The organism is Dyadobacter sp. 676 (assembly GCF_040448675.1).
In the GTDB taxonomy this organism is placed as follows: domain Bacteria; phylum Bacteroidota; class Bacteroidia; order Cytophagales; family Spirosomataceae; genus Dyadobacter.
Window position 1 is genome coordinate 6803743 of sequence record NZ_CP159289.1, and the last position, 20598, is coordinate 6824340.

Annotated in this window: 15 protein-coding genes; 10 read left to right on the plus strand and 5 right to left on the minus strand. The window is 54.1% G+C overall.

Annotated features, from left to right (window positions below; all coding sequences use genetic code 11):
* Nucleotide 1 precedes the first annotated feature (1 nt).
* From ABV298_RS29840 to ABV298_RS29850, 3 genes are all read right to left on the minus strand, one after another.
* Nucleotides 2-4345: a CusA/CzcA family heavy metal efflux RND transporter gene (locus tag ABV298_RS29840; RefSeq protein WP_353719772.1), complete on the minus strand. Its 4344-nt coding sequence runs from the start codon at nt 4343-4345 to the stop codon at nt 2-4.
* An 83-nt stretch (nt 4346-4428) separates the two neighbouring features.
* The gene (locus ABV298_RS29845; RefSeq protein WP_353719773.1) at nt 4429-4806 is read right to left on the minus strand and encodes a hypothetical protein; all 378 of its coding nucleotides are present in this window, start codon (nt 4804-4806) and stop codon (nt 4429-4431) included.
* A 233-nt stretch (nt 4807-5039) separates the two neighbouring features.
* Nucleotides 5040-5432 (minus strand): hypothetical protein, encoded by a 393-nt coding sequence (locus ABV298_RS29850; protein WP_353719774.1) that lies wholly within the window; start codon nt 5430-5432, stop codon nt 5040-5042.
* Nucleotides 5433-5601: 169 nt separating this feature from the next.
* On the opposite strand from ABV298_RS29850, the gene ABV298_RS29855 reads away from it, so the two are divergent.
* The 4 genes from ABV298_RS29855 (at nt 5602) to ABV298_RS29870 (ending at nt 9408) form a co-directional block, all read left to right on the plus strand.
* Nucleotides 5602-6408, plus strand: a complete 807-nt coding sequence (locus tag ABV298_RS29855; protein WP_353719775.1) for a metallophosphoesterase — start codon at nt 5602-5604, stop codon at nt 6406-6408.
* A 5-nt stretch (nt 6409-6413) separates the two neighbouring features.
* On the plus strand, nt 6414-7010 hold the full coding sequence (locus tag ABV298_RS29860; RefSeq protein ID WP_353719776.1) for a hypothetical protein: 597 nt from the start codon (nt 6414-6416) through the stop codon (nt 7008-7010).
* A gap of 204 nt (nt 7011-7214) precedes the next feature.
* Nucleotides 7215-8924, plus strand: coding sequence for a hypothetical protein (locus tag ABV298_RS29865; protein WP_353719777.1), 1710 nt, complete (start codon nt 7215-7217; stop codon nt 8922-8924).
* 7 nt (nt 8925-8931) lie between these two features.
* Nucleotides 8932-9408 (plus strand): DUF1440 domain-containing protein, encoded by a 477-nt coding sequence (locus ABV298_RS29870; protein ID WP_353719778.1) that lies wholly within the window; start codon nt 8932-8934, stop codon nt 9406-9408.
* 35 nt (nt 9409-9443) lie between these two features.
* Here ABV298_RS29870 and ABV298_RS29875 read toward each other — a convergent pair whose 3' ends face one another.
* Nucleotides 9444-10316 carry an NmrA family NAD(P)-binding protein gene (locus ABV298_RS29875; RefSeq protein WP_353719779.1) on the minus strand — a complete coding sequence of 291 codons (873 nt, stop codon included), beginning with the start codon at nt 10314-10316 and terminating at the stop codon, nt 9444-9446.
* Between the two features lie 174 nt (nt 10317-10490).
* Between ABV298_RS29875 and ABV298_RS29880 the strand changes: the two genes are divergently transcribed.
* From ABV298_RS29880 to ABV298_RS29890, 3 genes are read left to right on the plus strand one after another with little or no spacing between them, the layout of a single operon-like run.
* On the plus strand, nt 10491-11438 hold the full coding sequence (locus ABV298_RS29880) for a molybdopterin cofactor-binding domain-containing protein (protein WP_353719780.1): 948 nt from the start codon (nt 10491-10493) through the stop codon (nt 11436-11438).
* Nucleotides 11359-12600: a molybdopterin cofactor-binding domain-containing protein gene (locus tag ABV298_RS29885; RefSeq protein WP_353719781.1), complete on the plus strand. Its 1242-nt coding sequence runs from the start codon at nt 11359-11361 to the stop codon at nt 12598-12600. Before ABV298_RS29880 ends, ABV298_RS29885 begins: the two co-directional genes overlap by 80 nt.
* 11 nt (nt 12601-12611) lie before the next feature.
* The gene (locus ABV298_RS29890; RefSeq protein WP_353719782.1) at nt 12612-13709 is read left to right on the plus strand and encodes a histidine kinase; all 1098 of its coding nucleotides are present in this window, start codon (nt 12612-12614) and stop codon (nt 13707-13709) included.
* Here ABV298_RS29890 and ABV298_RS29895 read toward each other — a convergent pair.
* Nucleotides 13703-14767, minus strand: a complete 1065-nt coding sequence (locus ABV298_RS29895; RefSeq protein ID WP_353719783.1) for a metallophosphoesterase — start codon at nt 14765-14767, stop codon at nt 13703-13705. The two genes, ABV298_RS29890 and ABV298_RS29895, sit on opposite strands and share 7 nt — an antisense overlap.
* A gap of 417 nt (nt 14768-15184) precedes the next feature.
* Between ABV298_RS29895 and ABV298_RS29900 the strand changes: the two genes are divergently transcribed.
* The 3 genes from ABV298_RS29900 to ABV298_RS29910 all read left to right on the plus strand — a co-directional run bounded on the left by ABV298_RS29900 (nt 15185) and on the right by ABV298_RS29910 (nt 20591).
* The gene (locus ABV298_RS29900) at nt 15185-18343 is read left to right on the plus strand and encodes a carboxypeptidase regulatory-like domain-containing protein (RefSeq protein ID WP_353719784.1); all 3159 of its coding nucleotides are present in this window, start codon (nt 15185-15187) and stop codon (nt 18341-18343) included.
* A 585-nt stretch (nt 18344-18928) separates the two neighbouring features.
* Nucleotides 18929-19351, plus strand: coding sequence for a hypothetical protein (locus ABV298_RS29905; RefSeq protein ID WP_353719785.1), 423 nt, complete (start codon nt 18929-18931; stop codon nt 19349-19351).
* Between the two features lie 154 nt (nt 19352-19505).
* Nucleotides 19506-20591 (plus strand): efflux RND transporter periplasmic adaptor subunit, encoded by a 1086-nt coding sequence (locus tag ABV298_RS29910; protein WP_353719786.1) that lies wholly within the window; start codon nt 19506-19508, stop codon nt 20589-20591.
* Nucleotides 20592-20598 lie beyond the last annotated feature (7 nt).

Here is a 20598-nt window from a genome sequence, read left to right on the forward strand (position 1 = left end):
CTTACTGATTGTTCAAATGGAGTAATTCGATGACGGCCTCGTTGTAGCTGCCCAATGCATTCACATATTCGCTCCGTATGGCGATCGATTGCCCGGCCAGGATCACCCACTGCAGGTAATCGATTTCGCCGCTGATGAACTGACGGTCGGCGGCGGAAAGGATCGTTTCCGCATTCGGAAGTCCCTGTTGCTCGTAGTAGCGAAGATTTTCGGCAAATTTCCGGACCTGTTCTTCCGCATTCCGGAGGTCGGAGCGGAGACGTCGCGCCACAAGCTCTTCTTCGTTCCGCGCCCGCAGCCAGTCGAGACGGGCGGCCGAAACCTGCGCTCTTTGTGCCTTGAAAAACAAGGGAATATTGATCCCGAGCCCGTAATACCCGAAGCGGTCCCCCGCCGTCAGGTTAACCTCCCGGCCATCAAGCAGCTGCGTTCCGCGAAGGCTCTGGTTGTTGTACGACGCCGAAATTTCCGGCAGCATTTTCGCCTTTTCCATACGATACCGGAAGTACGCCGACTGCGTCAATTGCTTCCCGATTTCCAGCTGGGGCAGATCCGCCGGGATAACGCTATCGGGCATTGCGGCTATCCTGGGCACATTCCACCGCGGGGTGTAGGTCAGCGAGTCCTGTATCCAGAAATTAAACCTTTCCAGAACAATGCCCAGGTCGTGCCTTACGAGGTTCAACTGATTGGCGACCTGTTGCTTCTGTGAACTGGCGGCTGTTTTTTCCAGCACATTGGAAGCGCCCCGCTCGAACCGGAGGTTGGATTTGGTTTCAAAGCCGGTAAAAATACTGTCTGCATAAATCAGCAGCTTTTCCCGCTCTTTCAATACGGCATATTCATAAAAAAGTCGTCTTACGCCCGTGCGTACTTCTTGCTCGGTAAACTTCGCGCGCGCCTGAGCGGCAAGATAATCGGCCTCGCGGCCCTTCCGCTGGTTCGTATAAACCGACGGAAATGCGATCGTTTGCGTGATACCGATACGGGTATCGTTGTTCGGGCTATTGAACTTGCCATAATCAGCACTGATGCCCGTTTTGGCGATATCGAAAGCACTGCGCCGTAACTGCTCCGCGGCTTGCATGCCCAACCGGCCGCTTTTGACGCTTCTGTTATGCCCCAGCGCCTTTTGCTCCGCTTCTTCGAGGGTTATCGTGCGGTCCTGCGCCTGCGCCAAACTGGTAAATAACAGCAATCCCAGCACGCCGGCTACCGTCCTGCCGGTCGTTTTGTTTTTTGTATTAAAAAGTAGATACAATGCCGGCAGCACAAACAATGTGAGCAATGTAGCCGTTATCAGCCCGCCGATCACCACCGTAGCCAACGGCCGCTGCACCTCGGCGCCCGCGCCATTGCTGAGCGCCATGGGAAGAAAACCCAGCGACGCCACGGCGGCCGTCATCAGAACGGGACGCAGGCGGTTCCGTGTGCCCGTCATCACCACTTCCCAGGGGTCGGTCGTCTCTCCTTCCTTTTTGATCCGGTTAAACTCCGAAATCAATACGATACCATTCAGTACGGCCACACCGAACAATGCGATAAACCCGACACCAGCCGAAATACTGAACGGCATATCGCGGACCGCCAGGCCGAATACCCCGCCGATTGCCGACAGCGGGATGGCCGTGTAAATCAGCGCCCCGTCCTTTACCGACGAGAATGTAAAGTACAACATCATGAAAATCAGCAGGAGCGCAACCGGCACCGCGATGCCCAGCCGGGCTTTTGCCTGTTGCAGGTTCTCGAACGCGCCGCCGTAAGTAATGGAATAACCGCTCTCGAACCTGATTTTTGCGTCCACCTGCTGCCGCAACTCCCCGACGATCGACTCCACATCCCTCCCGCGGACGTTGAAACCCACGATAATGCGCCGGCGGGTATCCTCGCGCTGGATCTGGTTGGGCCCCTCGATCTCGCGGACAGTCGCCACCTGACTGAGCGGGATCTGCAACCCGTTCGGCGTAGCTACCAGCAGGTTCTGCACATCCCCGATGCTTTTCCGCCCTTCTGCGCGCACGCGTACCACCAGGTCGAAGCGTTTTTCCCCCTCGTAAACCTGCCCCGCCGCTGCGCCTGCGAACGCCGCATTGATGGTTTTGTTCAAATCGTCGATATTCAGGCCATATTTGGCAATTTCGGCCCGGTTAAAGTCGATTACGATCTGGGGCATGCCAGTCACTTCTTCTATATACCAGTCGGCGGTACCGCGCACGCGCCGGGCTATCTGCCCAAGCTGCTCCGCATAGGCGGAAAGTTTTTCGAGATCTTCCCCGAAGATCTTGCATACCACATCCTGCTTGGCGCCTGTCATGAGCTCATTGAAGCGCATTTGCACCGGATACTGAAAGCCTGTCGTAACGCCGGGAACTACTTCCTGGGCCGTAGCGGCCATTTTGGTAGCCAGCTCGGAAAAACTTCCGGCACTTGTCCATTCCGATTTATCCTTCAAAACGATAATCATATCCCCGCCCTCGATCGGCATCGGATCGGTGGGAATTTCGGCGCTGCCTATGCGCGAGACGATCTTCACCACCTCAGGATAATCCGCTTTCAAACGATCGGAAATGCGGTTGATCGCGTCGATGGTCGTGCTCAGGTTCGTTCCGACGAGCAAACGTGTCTCTGTGGCGAAATCGCCCTCTTCGAGCTGCGGGATAAACTCCCCGCCCATTCTGCTGAAAAGCAGTACTGCCACGCCGAACAACACGAATGCGCAGGCTACCACCGCTGCTTTCATCCGCAACGCACGCGCAAGCACCCGCCCGTAGGCACGCTCGATCTTTTCCATCAGCCTGTCGGACCAGTTCGCCTTGTGGCCGACCTTCTTGCTGATCAGCAGCGAACTTACCATCGGCACATAGGTAAGGGACAATATGAATGCCCCGAGGATCGCGAAGGCGACGGTCTGCGCCATCGGCTTGAACATCTTACCTTCAATGCCGGACAACGAAAGGATCGGCAGGTAAACGATGAGAATGATGATTTGTCCGAACACCGCGGCATTCATCATCCGGCTTGCCGAGCCCGACACCTCGTCGTCCATTTGCCGTTGCGTCAGCCGGCCGATACCCGCATATCGGGAAGAAGTATGCAAATGATGGAGAATGGCTTCCACGATGATCACCGCCCCGTCGACGATCAGGCCGAAATCGAGTGCACCGAGGCTCATGAGGTTACCGCTGACGCCAAAAATGTTCATCATCGCGACGGCGAATAGCATGGAAAGCGGAATAACCGACGCCACGATGAACCCCGCACGCAGGTTTCCGAGAAACAGCACCAGCACGATCACGACGATTACCGCGCCTTCCAGCAGATTGTGTTCCACCGTTCCGATAGCATTGTTAACCATCTTGGTACGGTCCAGGAAAGGCTCTATTTCCAATCCTTCGGGCAGCGTTCTGCCGATCTCCGCAATGCGTTTCTTCACATTGCCTACGACCTCCGACGAATTGCCGCCTTTGAGCATCATCACTATTCCCCCCGCTACCTCGCCGTATCCGGCCATCGTAAGCGCGCCGTACCGGATCGCGGGGGCAAAACGTACCTGCGCTACGTGGCTTACGAGCACTGGTACGCCGCCGCGGTTGGCTACGACAATGTGGTTGATGTCGTCCATCGATCCGGCGAGGCCCAGGCTCCGGATGTACAGCACCGTCGGCCCCTTCTCGATGTATGCGCCGCCAGTGTTCTGGTTATTGCGGTTCAGCGCTGTGAGCACATCGGTGATCGTCAGCCCCATCGCTTTCAGGCCCGAGGGGTCTACGGCTACTTCGTACTGTTTCAGTTCCCCTCCGAATGTCGAAACATCCGCAACGCCGGGTGTCCCGAGCAATTGCCGGCGGATGAGCCAGTCTTGTGTCGTGCGCAGGTCGGAAAGCGAATACTTTTTCTCGAAACCTTTTTTGGGTTTCACCACATATTGATATATCTCTCCGAGGCCGGTGGTTACCGGGGCGAGTTCGGGCTTGCCGGCGGTTTCGGGCATTTCCACCTGTGCAAGTCGCTCGGTTGCCTGCTGGCGTGCCCAGTAAACGTCGGACTCGTCGTCGAAAACCAGCGATACGAGCGATAGCCCGAAACGCGACATGCTACGGCTTTCTCTCAGGCCCGGAATATTGGCGGTAGCCTGTTCGATCGGGAAAGTGATGAGTCGCTCCACATCTTCGGTACCCAGCGACGGGGCGGTTGTGATAATCTGTACCTGGTTATTGGTGATGTCGGGAACGGCATCAATGGGCAACCGGGTCAACTCATAGATGCCGCAGGCCACCCACAGCAACATGAATATCCCGATCACCAGCTTGTTCTCCACAGAGAACCTGATGATTCTGTTCAGCATATTGGTCGAAAATAAATACACGGATGCGTGCACAGCCACGGCATGCACGGAAAGCGGGAGCGACTAGCCCCGGAAAAGTGTATTTATACCCGCGGCGGACGGAAGAGAGAGCCCAGAACGGTACTATAATCAACCTGCGAAACAGCAGGTCCGTACTCTGCTTTCACAGGCAGATAAACCCTCCTGAATGTAAAAACGGGGGTATTGGGTGCGAAAATAAAGTTTGAAGTATGCGCTTCCACCTTTTTGAAGGGCAATTGCATGTCCTTATCGTCGTCGTTATCGTTCAGGTCTTTCCCCAGATAATGCATGGAAAGGAAGTCGCTGAAAGTGATTTCGTGGTCGAGCGATTGGTGTTCCGCGAAGTGTTTGAGGAGCAAAGGCACTTTGTACACCTGGCACAGCGACGTCGTATCCAGGATGACTATAAATAAAATGATATTTCGCAGTAGCCTTCTCACGCCTGTAAAAGTAACTCACAGGATCGTTAAAATCAACCGTCGTGTACCCCGATTGGTATTTTAAACCTTCCAGCCTACAAAAAAGAAGAGCGCCGTCTTTTACGAGCGGCGCTCATAATGTCTGAAAAAGTACAAGTTTCCTTCTCCTTATTCCTATTTTTTTCTGAATTACTTGCTGCTTCCCGACGCCTGCAATGAAGCCAGTTTGGATTCATCGTCGGCGATCTTGCTTTTCAGCGACTCGATATTTTTTTCAGCTTTTCCAGGCTCTCTGCGGCGCGGCGGGCACGTTTGGCATCGCGGCTCGCGGAACTGGCCGCCTTGCTCGCACGGCGGGCGAGTTTCTTGTCCTGCGAATTACCGCCCAGTTTCTCGGCCGCCTCCTTATTGGCGTCTGCCGATTTCTGCGCCTGCTCGGCCGTCTTTGCGACTTCATTGGTCTTTTCCTGCACCTGGTTTTCCAGTTTTGCCAGTTCCAGTTTCCGGTCATTCAGCCTCTTGCTGACTTCCAGTACCTGTTTCTGATCTTTCAGCATGTTGATAGAGTCTTTGGACACCACCTGGGCTGACACTGACAGTGAAATCAGCAGAAGTCCCAATGCTCCTACTATGTCCTTGATTTTCATAATGGTATTGTATTTAAATGAAGTTAATGAACCGTACGGCGCAAAACCGAGCCGCCGTACAATGCTAAATATAATGGCCGCATCGGAATCAAACAACGATTTTCCGGGTTATTAGCCAGTGTTCCCCGCAAGGGGCGGTTCGCTCTTATTCATTAATTCATCAACAAAATTGAAAAATGTTCTACGCTGGGCCACACCGGCCCTTGTATTACTTTTCGCTTCCTGCGACAATCTTTTTCAGTACAATCCCAATGAGGAAACGCTGCTGGAAAAAGAAAAAAACCTCACAGCCAAAAATATAGCGAGAATTACCGCATTGCCCGTTTCCGACACGACGCGCTTTATTCTTATGGGCGATTCGCAGCGGTGGTACGACGAGTGTGAAGATTTTGTAAAAAGTGCCAATCAGCAGAAAGACATTTCTTTTGTGCTCCACGCCGGGGACATTTCGGATTTCGGCCTTACGCAGGAATTCAGGTGGGTGAACGAAATCATGTTGCGCCTGAAATATCCCTATGTGACCGTGATAGGCAACCACGACATCGTGGCCAACGGATCGGCCACATACCGGAAAATGTTCGGCCCTCTTAATTACTCGTTCGACTTCGGGCACGACAGGTTTATCTTCATCAATACCAATTCGCGCGAGTATGCATTCGACGGTTCCGTACCGGACATTTCCTGGCTGAAAGCGCAGCTGGCCGATAACCCCGAACAGAGGAATACGATCGTGGTAGCCCATGTGCCGCCATTCGACGGGGATTTTGATAAAAACCTGGAAAAGCCCTACTCGGAAGCCCTGGCCAACGACCCTACCGTGAAGTTTACACTCTACGGGCATCAGCACCGGTTCTACGACGGCGAGTTTTACGACGATGGCGTGCATTACTACCTCACCACGTCCATGGGAGCCCGCGGATATATGGTCATCTCGACCTGGAAAGGCGGTTATAAAGTTGAAAGGGTTGAATTCTGAAAGCCATGAAAAAATATTTGCTGCCGCTATTACTATTGATTAGTATGCAGGGATTTGCTCAGGAAGCAGGCCTTAATCCCCGTCGTAAATGGTACCTCCCCGATCACCTGAAATTGCAGTTTGCCGGCAATATTGGCTTCCTCTCAGGCGGGCCTGGCTATGTGTCGCGTAACCGGACATTGGAGACCGACCTGCTTTTCGGTTTTTTGCCGCAGAAATTCGGCGGCGACGCCCTCGTAACGACCACCCTCAAAACCACTTATTCGCCCTGGCGCATTCAGTTGAAAAACGACTATTATATCAGGCCGTTTTCGCTCGGGGCTTATATGAGTTACACTTTCGGGCCGCAATTTGACACCAAATGGCCTTCCTATTACCCGTCGGGCTACTATTGGTGGGCTACGTCGATCCGCCCCGGAGCGTACATCGGCGGTAAAGCGGGAAGGAACGTTGTGCTCAACAACCGGAGAAGGTCGCTGGAATTTTACTATGAGCTCGGCACGTACGATCTGTTGATCGTCAGTTATGTCCAAAATAAAGGTTTTCTGAAATTGAGCGACATTACCAGCCTTTCGCTCGGACTAAAATTCGGCTTCGACTAAATCCGCACGGTACGGCAGGCCACACGCAGCTCCACCGGAAATACCACGTCCGGGCTATGGAGGCGTTTGGCATCGGTAACGTCCACCATTAATCCCCTCAGCAAAACAGGCTTGCCGCCCGCTTTATCCGTGCAATTTTAAAGCTATTTTCAGCGAAACGAGGCGATTTAATCACTATATTGGGGATGTAGCTTAAAAATCCCGATGAAGACCGTTTTACCCATCGCCGCCCTGGCCCTGCTGACAGGCATCGTCCAGAACCGACCGTCCGGGGGACAGTTCGTATCCGCTCCTCCCGAAATCCCTGTATGCGGGCCGTCGTACCAGTCCCTGCAAGCCCCGCTCCTAAACGGGAAATACATTGTCGCGCTTCCCGGATGGGGCAATTTTTCGTACAAGGTTTCCACCAGCTCGGACAGCTCCCAGTTCTATTTCGACCAGGGATTGAACCTGTACTATGGTTACCATTTCAAGGAAGCGGTAGCCTCTTTCAGGGAGGCCGGCAGAATCGATTCCACCAACGCGATGGCATTCTGGGGGCAGGCGCTCGCAATGGGTCCTTACTATAACGCGGCACACAGCTATTCCAAACCGCCCGAGGTAGCACAGGCGCTGATTACGATGAATAACCTCACTGCGCATGCGACGGAAAAAGAAAAGGCGCTGATCGACGCCATGAACAGCCGTTATTCCGATGACCCGACAGACGCCGGACGCGCCGGGCTTAACCAGGCCTATTCCGATAAGCTGAAAAGACTCGTAACCCTTTATCCCGACGAAAACGAATTCAAACTGCTCTACATCGATTCCCAAATGCTCATACACGCCTGGGATTTCTGGAAGAAAGACGGGACACCCAGGCCCTGGACGGCTGAGCTGGTGGCCCTATGCGAGCAGGCATTGAAAGCGAATCCCAAACACCCGGCGGGCTTGCATTACTATATTCACCTCACCGAAGCCTCACGGCACCCGGAAGTGGCCCTCGCAAGCGCGGAAGCGTTGCGCGATTTGCTGCCCGGAGTGGCGCATATGGTGCATATGGCGAGCCACGAATACGAACGTAATGGCCTTTACGCGCAGGGCGTGGAAGTGAACAATCTGGCCGACGATGCATTGCGGAATTACGACATGCTCGCAAAAAACCTTTCGTTGAACAAATATTCCCCGCATTACTTCGCAGTACAAACCTATTGTGCCCTTACCGGTGGCATGTACCAGGACGCCATGCGCTATGCGCAACGCACCCGCGGAAGCGTCGCTCCCGGATACGAAAACACTTACGACCAATACCTCTATATGTTGCCCGTAATGGTGCAGGTAAGAATGGGCAAATGGCAGCAAATCCTGAATGATTCCATCTCTCCGCATCCCGAATGGACATACGCGGGCTTGCTGTCCGATTTCGCAAAAGGGATTGCCTATGCCAACACAGGCCGCCCGGATTCGGCCGGAACGAGGCTTGAAATGCTACGGACCAAGGCCAGGGACCCGATACTTACCCGGCGGAGAATACCGTTCAACTCCCCGGTAGAAATAGCGGCCATTGCCGAAAAAATACTTGAAGGCGTCGTAGCCATCTCCCGCAACGAACAGGCGGCAGGCATCGCCGCATTGGAAGAAGCCGTGAAATTGGAGGACAAACTTATTTACACGGAACCCAAGGACTGGCCGTTGCCATCGCGCCAGTTCCTGGGCGCTTATCTGCTGAAAGCGGGGAAACCGGCGCTGGCGGAAAAGGTTTACCGCGAAGACCTGATCTTCAACCCGTCGAACGGCTGGTCGCTGCTGGGATTGCACCAAAGCCTTAAAGCACAGCGTAAAAAGAGGGAACTGGCGGGTATCAAGGCGAAATATGAACGCGCCTTCGGCAGTGCCGGGCAAATCCCGCCGGGCTCCGTTTTTATTAAACAATAATCCATCTATGAGCGCACTAAAAATCAGCAGATCGGGCAGGAATACCATTCTCTCTGCCACTTTGATCGCCGGTACGCTGGATATTCTCGCCGCATTTCTCGTGTACACGGTGATTCTGGAGCAAACCAGCCCTGCCCGCATCCTGATGTCGATCGCCAGCGGTATTTTCGGAAAGGCGGCCTACTCGGGTGGAACGCCGATGATCGTCACCGGGCTGGTACTGCATTTCCTGATCGCCTTCATTTTTTCCGTTTTCTATTACCTTGTTTACCCCGGCCTGGCCTTTCTTCGTCACCGAAAACTGCTTGCCGGGATTCTATACGGCATTTTTATATGGCTCGTCATGAACCTCGGCGTTTTACAGATCGTATTCGGGGGCATGCCCCTCCCAGATCCCGGCGCGGCATTGCTGGGTATGGGCCTGGTAATCGTAGCGGTCGGCATCCCGATATCCTACATTGTATCGGCCTCGGGGCGGCGCTGATGGGCATTTTACCCGACACAGCGCGAGACGAGCGGTCAGGCGCTCCGGACGGCTTTTTCGAGGTATTCTTCCAAAGTAGTACCCATTTCCGCCGTGACGGTACCGTTACCCTCCGGCGTAGATTTCCCGCTGATGACGGCGTCGGTCATTTCAATGAAGTTACGGATACCATCCCTCGAAAACCCGATCGAGCCAAGCGCCCCGGCCCATTGGTTTCTGGGAATCTGCTGCGCTTTCACTTTTTTACCCAATACCTCGCTGAACGCTGCGGCAACGTCGTCGGAACTATAAGACGCAGGCCCGTAAAGCTCGTAAATGGTCATATCGGAAGCGTCGTTGAGCAACACTTCGGCCGCAAAATGTCCTACATCCGAAGGACAGATCATCGGAATTTTTAGGTCTGTGGGGAAAAAAGTAGGTAAAATACCGGTTTCTCCCGCGGATTCGAGGTAAGCGGCCCAATTGCTGAAATAGTATGCCGGGCGGATAAACACCCTCGTTAAATCCAATCCGTCGAACGCATGTTCGAGCATATAGGACATCACCAGATTGCCGGTACCCTCGCGGTGCTGTGCGCCCATAGACGATAATCCTACGAGTTTCCGAATACCCGACGCGGCCAGAGCAGCCCGGTAGTTGGTAAGAATGTCGTTGGTATCGCCCAGTACATTCTCTTCCCGTCCCGTTTCGGGTGTTAATGCAAAAAGTGTTTCTCCTCCCCTGAAAGCCACTTTCAGCGCCGGCAGGTTGTGCGCGTCGGCAATCGCGGCTTCGGCTCCCCGGGTTTTCAGTGCTTCCGCTTTTTCGTCATCTCTCACAACGCCTTTCACCGGCGCTTTTCTTTCCAAAAGTTGCCCGACTACCGCCGAACCGACCCGGCCCGATGCCCCCAAAATAATGTTTGACATGATCTCGTATTTCAAGTTTATGATGAATCAAAATGCGGCTATATCAAAAACCAAACCAGCCGCGCACCGCCCGTCAGTTGCATTTGATCCGTTTTCGGCGGCCGGTCGTCAAAACAATTTCCCCGTGGACTTCACACCACATTGTTTTACGTGCAAACTCTTAATGCCGATGCTATGAATCGCCGCCGTTTTCTTCAAACGACCTCCGTCACAGCCAGTGGTTTGCTGCTGTCATTTTCTGTACCTGCCCGGAACGCGATGCCGGCAGCCGGTTTTTCGCCGAATGCATTGCTTCGGATCGATACTGACGATACGATCCGGATAATCCTAAACAAAGTGGAAATGGGACAGGGAGTGTGGACCACCCTTGCGATGCTGATCGCCGAAGAACTGGATTGCGACTGGGCCAGCATCCGCGTCGAGAACCGCGTCATCACCGGTCCGCACCTCGATGAAAGCATATTCGCGCTCTCCACCGGCGGCTCGGATACTATCCGGTCCGAATTTGACCGCTATCGTATGACAGGCGCTATCGCCCGCACGATGCTCGTTCAGGCAGCTGCCCGACGCACCGGTGTTCCGGCAGCCCAATGCCGCACCGCCGGGGGTTACGTACTGGCCGGAACCAGCAAACTCAGCTATGGATCGCTGGCAAGCGATGCGTCGCGGCTGCCGGTCCCGAGGGTAGGCCTGCGGGCACGAAAGGATTGGAAGCTGATCGGCCGCTCGCCGCTCCGGCTCGATGTTCCCGACAAGGTAAACGGCAAAACGCAGTATGGCATCGACATCCATTTCCCCGGCCTGCTCACGGCCGTTCTCGAACGCTGCCCGGTATTTGGCGGCGAAGTACGATCTTTTGACGCTTCCGGCGCACTGCGCATTCCGGGCGTAAGGAAAGTGGTGCAGGTCCCGGGCGGTGTAGCGGTGGTAGCAGACCATACGTGGGCTGCAATGCAGGGCCGGAAAGCACTCCTTATTGCCTGGAATTTTGGCGAAATAAAGAACCCCGACAGTACCGAACTGATCGGACAATACCGGCAGGTTGCCGGCCAGCCAGGTATTCGGGGCCAGTCGGGGGGGCGATGTAAACCAGGCATGGCAGCATGCCGACGCGATTTTTGAACAGGAATTTGCATTCCCCTTCCTTGCACACGCCCCCATGGAGACGCTCAATTGTACCGTAAAACTAACCGCCGACCGTTGCGAAATCTGGACCGGCACCCAGTCGCCGTCCCTCCACCGGCAGGAAGCCGCCCGTTTGCTCGGCCTTCGCGACGAACAGGTTACATTATATACACCTCCCATGGGCGGGAGTTTCGGCCGGCGGGGCTCGTTTGGCAATGACTGGACCCAGGAAGCCCTGCATATCGCGCAGGCCGTCGGACAACCCGTAAAGCTTGTATGGACGCGTGAGGACGACATTCGCGGAGGGTTTTACCGGCCCGTTTACTTCCACCGGGTTAAGATAGGGACAGACCGGGAGGGGTTTCCCGTGGCCTGGAAGCACGACGTAGTGGGGCAATCGTTGTTCGTCGGCACCGTTCTTGAAAACGAAATAGCACCGAATGGCCTCGATTACAGTTCGCTGGACGGCGTAAACGGTTCGCCTTATGTGGCCCGCTGCCCCGACCACGCGGTTATTCTGCATACCACCGCCAACAATGTGCCCGTGCTCGCATGGCGCTCGGTGGGCAACACGCACACCGCTTTTGTAATGGAAACACTCATCGACGAGCTCGCACACCGTGCGGGACGCGATCCCATCGCATACCGCAAGACTTTACTGGCCGGGCACCCCCGGCATCTTGCCGCATTGACACGCGCCGCTGAAATGGTCGGCGAGGCATTGCCTGTCGGACGCTTCCGCGGTGTGGCAGTGCACGGCGCCATGGGAAGCGTGGTGGCCCAGATTGTGGAAATTTCGTTCAAAGACAATGCCGTCAAGGTACACCGTGTTGTGTGTGCGATCGCATGCGGGCTGGCCGTGAACCCCGACGGCATCGCCGCACAAATGGAGAGCGGGATCATTTACGGCCTTACTGCCGCGTTATTCGGCGAAATCACCATCGAAAACGGGAATGTCCGTCAAAGTAATTTCCACGATTACCGCATGTTACGGATGGATGAATCGCCGGCCATCGAGGTACATATCGTGGAAGACGACGGCAAAATGGGCGGCGTGGGCGAGCCCGGGGTCTCGCCTGTTGCGCCTGCTTTGGCAAATGCGCTGTTCGCGGCTACGGGCAAGCGGATAAGAAGGTTACCGTTGCTGGCCAATATTTAATACATTAGGGTATGCAAAAAGCCGTTTCGAAACTGTACCACATCCCTTTCTGGCTTATCTATCACTATCTATGGTGGGTAGTGGCCATGGGTAATCCGTTGAAAGCCGCAGAAAGTATCCTCTTTTCGCCTTATGCGGTGAAGTTCGTGTTTTATGTGGTGCTGCAAGCGGTGGCCGTGTATTTCAATTTGTACTATCTCATTCCCCGCTATCTTGAAAAAGGCCGGTTCAAAGCTTATGTCGGCTATCTGGGAGTCACCCTGCTTGCGACGGCGCTGGCAATCGTTTCCGGCTATTATGTAAGTGCATGGGTGGCGCACCAGCCGGTAGAGGCGCTTTTCGGCAGGGGAAACAACTGCTTTTTCTATTTCTTCGGCGAAGCAATGCCGTCCACGCTCGCCAGCACAACGCTGGCGATGAGCATCAAACTTACCAAAAACTGGATCAGTACCGAACGCCGGAAACAACTGCTGGAAAAGGAAAAACTGGAAACCGAGCTGCGCTTTCTGAAATATCAGTTCAACCCGCATTTCCTTTTTAACAGCATCAATTCCATATTTTTTCTCATTCACAAAAATCCCCGCGTCGCCTCGTCGTCGCTGGCAACGTTTTCCGAACTGCTCCGGCACCACCTCTACGAATGCAACGACGAGCTCGTGCCGCTGGACAAGGAAATTGCCTACCTGAGGAATTTCATTGCCCTGGAAAAACTGCGTCAGAATCGTGGCGTGAGGGTCATTATGGAAATTGGGGACGCATTTCCACCGCGCACGGGCATTGCGCCTTTCATTTTAATGACTTTTGTCGAAAATGCCTTCAAGCACGTATCGAAAGAAAACGGACGCGACAACCGGATCGAAATCCGGCTATGCACGTTGCCGGACTCCCTCGAATTTGAAGTAATAAACACCGCCTCCGCATTGGAGACACCTCAGGCGGTGCATTATGGTGGTATAGGCCTAAAAAACGTCCGGCGGCGGCTCGACCTGCTTTATCCCGGCCGGTACGATCTCGGTATCCGGGAGACGGAAGGCACTTTTAAAGTAAACCTTTCTATCGCGCTGTACCCGCAGACAATTCCCCGCCCTACCCTGCTGGCGGTTCAGTAAGAGACCCGATAGCTGAACACCTCGCGGATTTCGCCGCCTTCTAACGCACGGTAAACGATTTGCAGGGATTTATCGCTCATCAGGTCTATCGTCACGAAACCCTGCCTGGAATCGGCGAAAAGGGAATGCCTGCCCTTCCGCGCATACGAATGCTTGGCCCCCGAACCGCTTACCACCTGCGTAATATCGTCCCGGATGAACTGGAGGCCATGCTCGTGCCCCGCCACATACACGATGCCGGCCCGCGCTTTAAAAACATCCGTTACGCTGCCAATCAGCTCCTTGTACCATGCGTGGCCCATGTCCTCCGGGTTCCGGATCGTGGAGCGGAGCAGCGGGTACAGCGAACCGATGACCGGCAATGGCACCCATAGCCACTTTTTAACTGCCGTAAGGGGAAATATATGGTCTTTCAGGCTGTATTTGCCGCCGTGCGTTCCATAGCTTCTAAACGGGTGGTGAGAGGCCAGGATGACAAATTTCCCCGCGTTCTTATCCCTGATCTGCCGCATACGCGCAAGTACTTCTTCCTTTCCCGTACAGGCGCAGCCGTCGCCCTCAGCGGGTTTCCGATGCGGAAAAAGCCACCATTCGCTGTCATAAGCGACGACCACCAGGCTGTCACCGAGCGGGATTTCTACCGGATCGGGACAGCCGTCGGCGGGTACCATACGCAGGCCGGGGTCGTTCTGTTCCTTCAAAAATTCGCCTTGCCGGCGTATCTTGGCCAGCCCCAGTTTCCCCGACTTATCCCAGTCGTGATTACCGGGCACAAAATACGTAGCTGCGCCCGCTGCGCGCATAGGCATGAACTGCGAGCGAATAATGGCCTGTGTTTCCTTCTCTTCGGGGCTGCCCGGCAAGCCCATACCGTGCGGGTAGATGTTGTCGCCCAAAAACATAACAATCGATCTGCCCGGAAGAATATGCGCTGCGGCATCGGCCAGCGCCTTGTGCTGTTTCGGGTTGATTTCCCCGGCATCACCTATGAAAATCAGTCGGCGCATTACCGCGGGCTGGGCGGAAGCCCGAAGTTGTCCCGTTGCCAGGAGGAGCATTAGCAGAAAAATTCGCATTAAAACAGGCTTTTATTTTAATTTCTTTTTATTAAAAATGCTTTCATTTCATTTCACATACTTAACCCAAGCGTAATATGCCCTTAACGGCCCGATAACATAACCCGCCTACATTTGTGCCGGATTTAGCGGTCAACCTTTCCTTCTCTATACGTATATGATCACGCGGCAGTGCATCTGAACTGCCCGAAGCCGACATTGTTCCTGATGCCCGCCCGGCACCGGCATGGCTGTTCACGCCTTTCCCGAACATGTCGCCCGGCGCAGTTTGTAGCGCCATGCCCGGAAAGCCCGCCCGATCCCGGTTTCAAATAGCTCCTGCTTCCGGAGCGCCCGTCAAGCCGGAACGAGTACCTGAGAAAGCATTAAAAGAAGTACAATAACCAAACGAACAGAAAAATGATGAAATTAATTACGGCATTCTTCGGAATATACGCATTTCTCCTGCTCTGGAGCCCCGGATCGCGGGCACAGGGGAACGAAGCATCCATCGTCGGGAAGGTGACGGAAGGGCAAACCGAACCCGTGGTCGGGGCTACGGTTTTTGTCAGGAACGAATCGACAGGTTTCAGCACGGGTACGGTTACGGACGCCAATGGCGATTATATCGTCAAGCAGTTGCCGCTCGGTTCGCCCTACTCCATTACCGTGTCGTTTATCGGTTACGGTGAGCAGAAAAAAACGGGTTATAGCCTCAACCAGGGCGATCAGCTTCGCCTGAATTTTGCGCTGGAAGCCGCCTCGAACGAGCTTAAAGCCGTCGACGTTGTCGCCAATTCACTGAAAAACACCGTAGTAACCCTGGGAGCGTCGACACCCGTTACGGCGCGCGATATTGCACGCCTCCCGGTAAACGGTCGCAACTTTACCTCGCTTATCGACCTCTCGCCTCTGAGTAACGGCAGCAGTCTCGGCGGGCAGCTTGCGTCTTCGACCAACTACACGATTGACGGTATGACGTCCCGCGGCACCATCGCCGGGGGCGGTACTTCGGGCGCCTACTCGATCTCGATGGAAGCCATCCGTGAATTCAAAGTAGTTACCAATGAATACGACGTGACCATGGGCCGCGCGGGCGGCGGTACGATCAGCACCGTGACAAAATCGGGTACCAACAAGCTTTCCGGCGGCGCGTTCACTTATATGCGTAACGACGCGCTCGCCAGCAAGTACGATCTGCGCGGAAACAGGCGGACGCAGGAGTATTCGACCTACCAGTACGGATTTTCGCTCGGCGGCCCCATTATTAAAGACAAGGCCCATTTTTTTGTGGCATGGGACCATCAGGCCGACTCCCGCCCGCTTTACATTGCCAATATCCTCAGCCCCGCCGACGAGGCTGCCAACAAGGTTACCAATGCAACCCTCGAACGTTTCCTGGGCATTGCGCGTGACAAATATGGTGTTTCGAACAATCCGCAATACGGCGCATTCGACAAAGCCAAGGGAACCGACGCGCTTTTTGCCCGTATCGACTGGCAGCTGAACGCCAAAAACCTCCTCACCATCCGCAACAACATGGTAATCGAGAAAGACAACCTTTCGGAAGGGGATAACTCGGGAATCAACTTCTACGAGTCGTACATCGACCGTAAGAAGTTCGACAACAGCCTCATGGCCTCACTCCGGACCACGCTGAACCCGCGCCTGACCAACGAGCTGAAAGTGCAGCATTTCTACGAAGATGTCCAGGTGCTTCCCAGCCCGGAGCTTCCTTCGGCTGGCATTCCGCGCGCGATCGTCGAAAACGTGGAATCCGTTTCCGGAACGGCTACCTACCTCAACTCGATCCAGATAGGCGGGCAGCGTTTCTCTCCGGAGTGGTTCAAGGGAACCGTGGTGCAGGCCGTGGATAACCTCTATTACAATACCGGAAAGATCAATTTCACATTCGGTATCGACATGATGTACAACCTGATGCACTCACGCTACGGCAGCGAAATGAACGGCCGCTTCTATTTCACCGGGATCGATAATTTCAACAACCTGAAACCCTATCGCTACGCCCGGGAGATTTACCTGAACGAGGACCAGAGCAATAAAGTGAAATCGCTGAGCACCGGGTTGTATGCGCAGATGGACACCAAACTCGGCCCCGGCCTGGACATGACCGCCGGGTTGCGGCTCGACAATACCGTGTACCTGAACCGTGCGAATTTCAGTCAGGTTGTGTTCGATGAGCTGGGCATCAAAACCAATAACCGCATCAATACGCTGCAACTGCAACCACGCGTACAGTTTACCTGGGACGTGAACGAGCGGAGTAAAGATGTGATCCGTTTCGGCGCGGGTGTTTTCGGTTCGGCCCTGAACCCCTATTCCATGGTGAACAATATGCTGTTCGACGGTTCCAAAGTGGCTTCGGTCGAGATTCAGGGAGCGCTTGTACCTACCCCCGATTTCGAACTGTACCGCAGAGACCCCGGCAAGGCCCCCGGTGCGGAGCTTTTCAATATTCCTGGTATCGAACGCCTGATCACGATCAACACCAACAGTCCCGACGCCAAGGTTCCTGTTGTGTATAAGACCAACTTTTCCTATAACCACTTTTTCAGCGACCGCCTCCGGGTCGGCATCAGCGGTTATGCATCATGGGCGCGCAACAACTATATGTACATCGACCGCAATATGGTGGACGAGCCATTCTTCCGCATCACCGCCGAGGCCAATCGCGGCGTGTATGTTCCCGCCGGGACGATCAACACCGGCAACGGCGCTACCAACTGGCTCAACAGCCGCAGAACCAAAAACGTTGGCCGGGTACTGGAACTGGTCAGCGAAGGCAGGAAAAACCAGTATGCAATCGTAATCGACGGAACTTTCAGGTATTTCAAAGACGGGCAGATTACCGCATCCTATACCTGGAACGACGCGAAAGACAATACTTCCTACAACGGTAACGTGGCCAACACCGCTACCCTCGACCAGATGGTGATCGACGACCCGCGCGACCTGAGCCGTATGAACTATGCCAACAACCAGTTCCGCAGCAAGGTAATCGTGTATGGCACCTCACCGAGTTTCTGGGGCATTACGCTCGGCGTTCGTTACTCGGGTATTGGGGGCACGCGCTACTCGCTGGCCGTGAATGGCAATATGAATGGCGACTTCGTTTCTTCCAACGACCTCCCTTACATTTACGATCATAGCAGCCCCGCTACACCCGAATATATCCGTACGGGCATCAAGGCCATCCTCGATAACCCCAACGCCGAAGAGAGCATTAAGACATTCATCCGCGAAAACACGGGGAAAGTGGCGGAACGCAATGGCGGCGTCAACGGGTTTTACGGGGTGTTCGATGTACGCCTCGTCAAACGGTTCAAAATCCACAAATCGCACGGTATCGAGGCTTCGATCGACGTGTTCAACTTTGCCAACCTGCTCAACAAAGACTGGGGCGTGGGTACAAATCTTGGCAAACAGACCCTGTACACGATCAAGAAATTCGACCCGGCGAAAAACGAGTTCATATACGACGTCAACAAAGGCGCCGGCGTATCCAGCTTGAACGGCAGCCCCTACCAGATCCAGGTGGGCCTGCGCTATGCGTTCTGATGGCTTTGGATTAACACAAAACCGGTTCGCCCGCGATGGCGGGGAGCCGGAATTTCACGCACTGACGCAGCATTTAGGTTTGCAAGATAGATAGGATATTTCGGAAAGGACGTTGCCAACGTGCAATGTCCTTTTTTGTGTTTCCGGGAACATAGCTTTTTCCTTGAGGCGTGGACACAGAACCAGGAGCAGCGCGGTTTGAGTCGGGCTCACAAAGACGCGTAACCTGCGCCAACCGGCCCGGGCTCGCGGATAAACGGGCATTGCAGGCACTCCAAAAGGCAACCGTCGATATAACAATTAAAAGAATAATTTATCCAAAACACCGCCTTTGCAATACCGCAGGATCACGCGCAATAGTCGGCTGCTGATTTTAATCTCTTTTTAACATGCTTTTAACATGGTGTTAAGGATGAAGTGCGGTTTTTGTATGCGTATAAGCGGCGCGCTCCTATGAAAAGGACAATTTTCGGATCCGACAGAAGAAGTGCAGCTTGCAAATGCCCACTGATTCTCAAATACTTGAAATAAAGACACCGGTCCGGCCCTTCAAAATATACAAAAGACTCAATAGCGATCCGTAACATGATGAAAGAACTGCTGAAATATCTCCTGCCCCTGTGCATTCTCCTGGTGGATGGAGTCAGCAACATGTATGCGGGCTCTCAAGAGCGTCCGGGGTGCATTTCCCCTGTCCAACTCCTTGCCCGATCGGAGCATCCCAACTTTGTTCAGGCGTTCGACGACAACGATCCGGCATTTCGCCTGCCGGACGCCGCCCGCAAATTCGCCGAATTTGTCAAGGCTATTTCCGAAGAAAAAGAAGAAGACTCCACCGAGTCGTTCTCGCTCAAAAAACAGCCGCGCGCTGGTGGCTTCCTTGCCGCGGCCCTTGCCCTGCGACGCATTCCGGCATTCTTTGATACTTTCACAATCCGCCAGCCGGCGCGATCCGATTCATTTTTTACCTCTCACCGATATCTGAGGCTCCGCGTACTCAGAATTTGATCCCCACCCGATGGCAGGCTATCCTGCGGCCTGTCCGACCGGTCGCCGTTGCACCAATCCCCGGAGGCTAACGGCTACCCGCTGCGTGCCGTCCGGCACACCCATACGAACAGAAACTATCAAAAATTCAAATTAGCTAACTCCAAAAATCATCATGAAAAGAATTCTCATGCTCGTGAGCTTGGGTGCGTTGTTGTATCAAACAGGCTGTACATCAAAACACGAAGAAGAAAAAGAAGAACAGGTCGATTATCTGGTAACAAGCCCCTTACAGAAAGACACCACCATCACCAAAGAATACGTAAGCCAGATCCGGGCCATCAGCCATATCGAGCTGCGTGCGCTGGAAAGAGGTTATTTGCAGAAAATATATGTGGACGAAGGGCAAATGGTGAAAAAAGGCCAGCTGATGTTCCAGATCATGCCGCTCGTGTACCAGGCCGAGCAGCAAAAAGCGCAGGCCGAAGCCAACTTCGCCGAAATCGAATATAAGAACACCAAGGCGCTGGCCGACAGCAATGTGGTTTCCAAAAACGAACTCGCATTGGCCAAAGCCAAGTTCGATAAGGCGAAAGCGGAACTCGGGCTCGCGCAAACCCACCTCGGATTTACCGAAATACGCGCGCCGTTCAGCGGCATCATGGACCATTTCCAGGTCCGGCTCGGAAGCCTTGTGGATGAAGGCGACCTGCTCACCACGCTTTCCGACAACAGCGAAATGTGGGTCTACTTTAACGTTCCGGAGTCTGAATACCTGGATTACAAATCGGGTGAAGACAGCGGTAACCTGATGAAAGTAAAGCTCAAAATGGCCAACGAGAAAATCTTCGATTACACCGGGGCGGTGAAAACCATCGAGGCGGATTTCAATAACGAAACAGGTAATATCGCATTCAGGGCCACGTTCCCGAACCCCAAAGGCCTGCTCCGCCACGGCGAAACCGGGAATGTCCTGGTGAGCGTGCCATTGAAAAACGCCCTGCTGATCCCTCAGAAAGCGACTTTCGAGGTTTTGGAAAAGAAATACTGCTATGTGATCGATAAGGACGGCAAAGTCCAGTCGCGCGAGATCACGATCGCAGCCGAGCTGCCGCACATTTTCGCGGTTTCACACGGGCTTCAAAAGGACGACAAGATATTGCTGGAAGGCTTGCGTCAGGTACGCGAGAACCAGAAAATCAGCTACAAATTCCAGAAGCCCGATTCGGTTATCTCTCACCTAAGCCTGTACGCGGAATAATCAGATC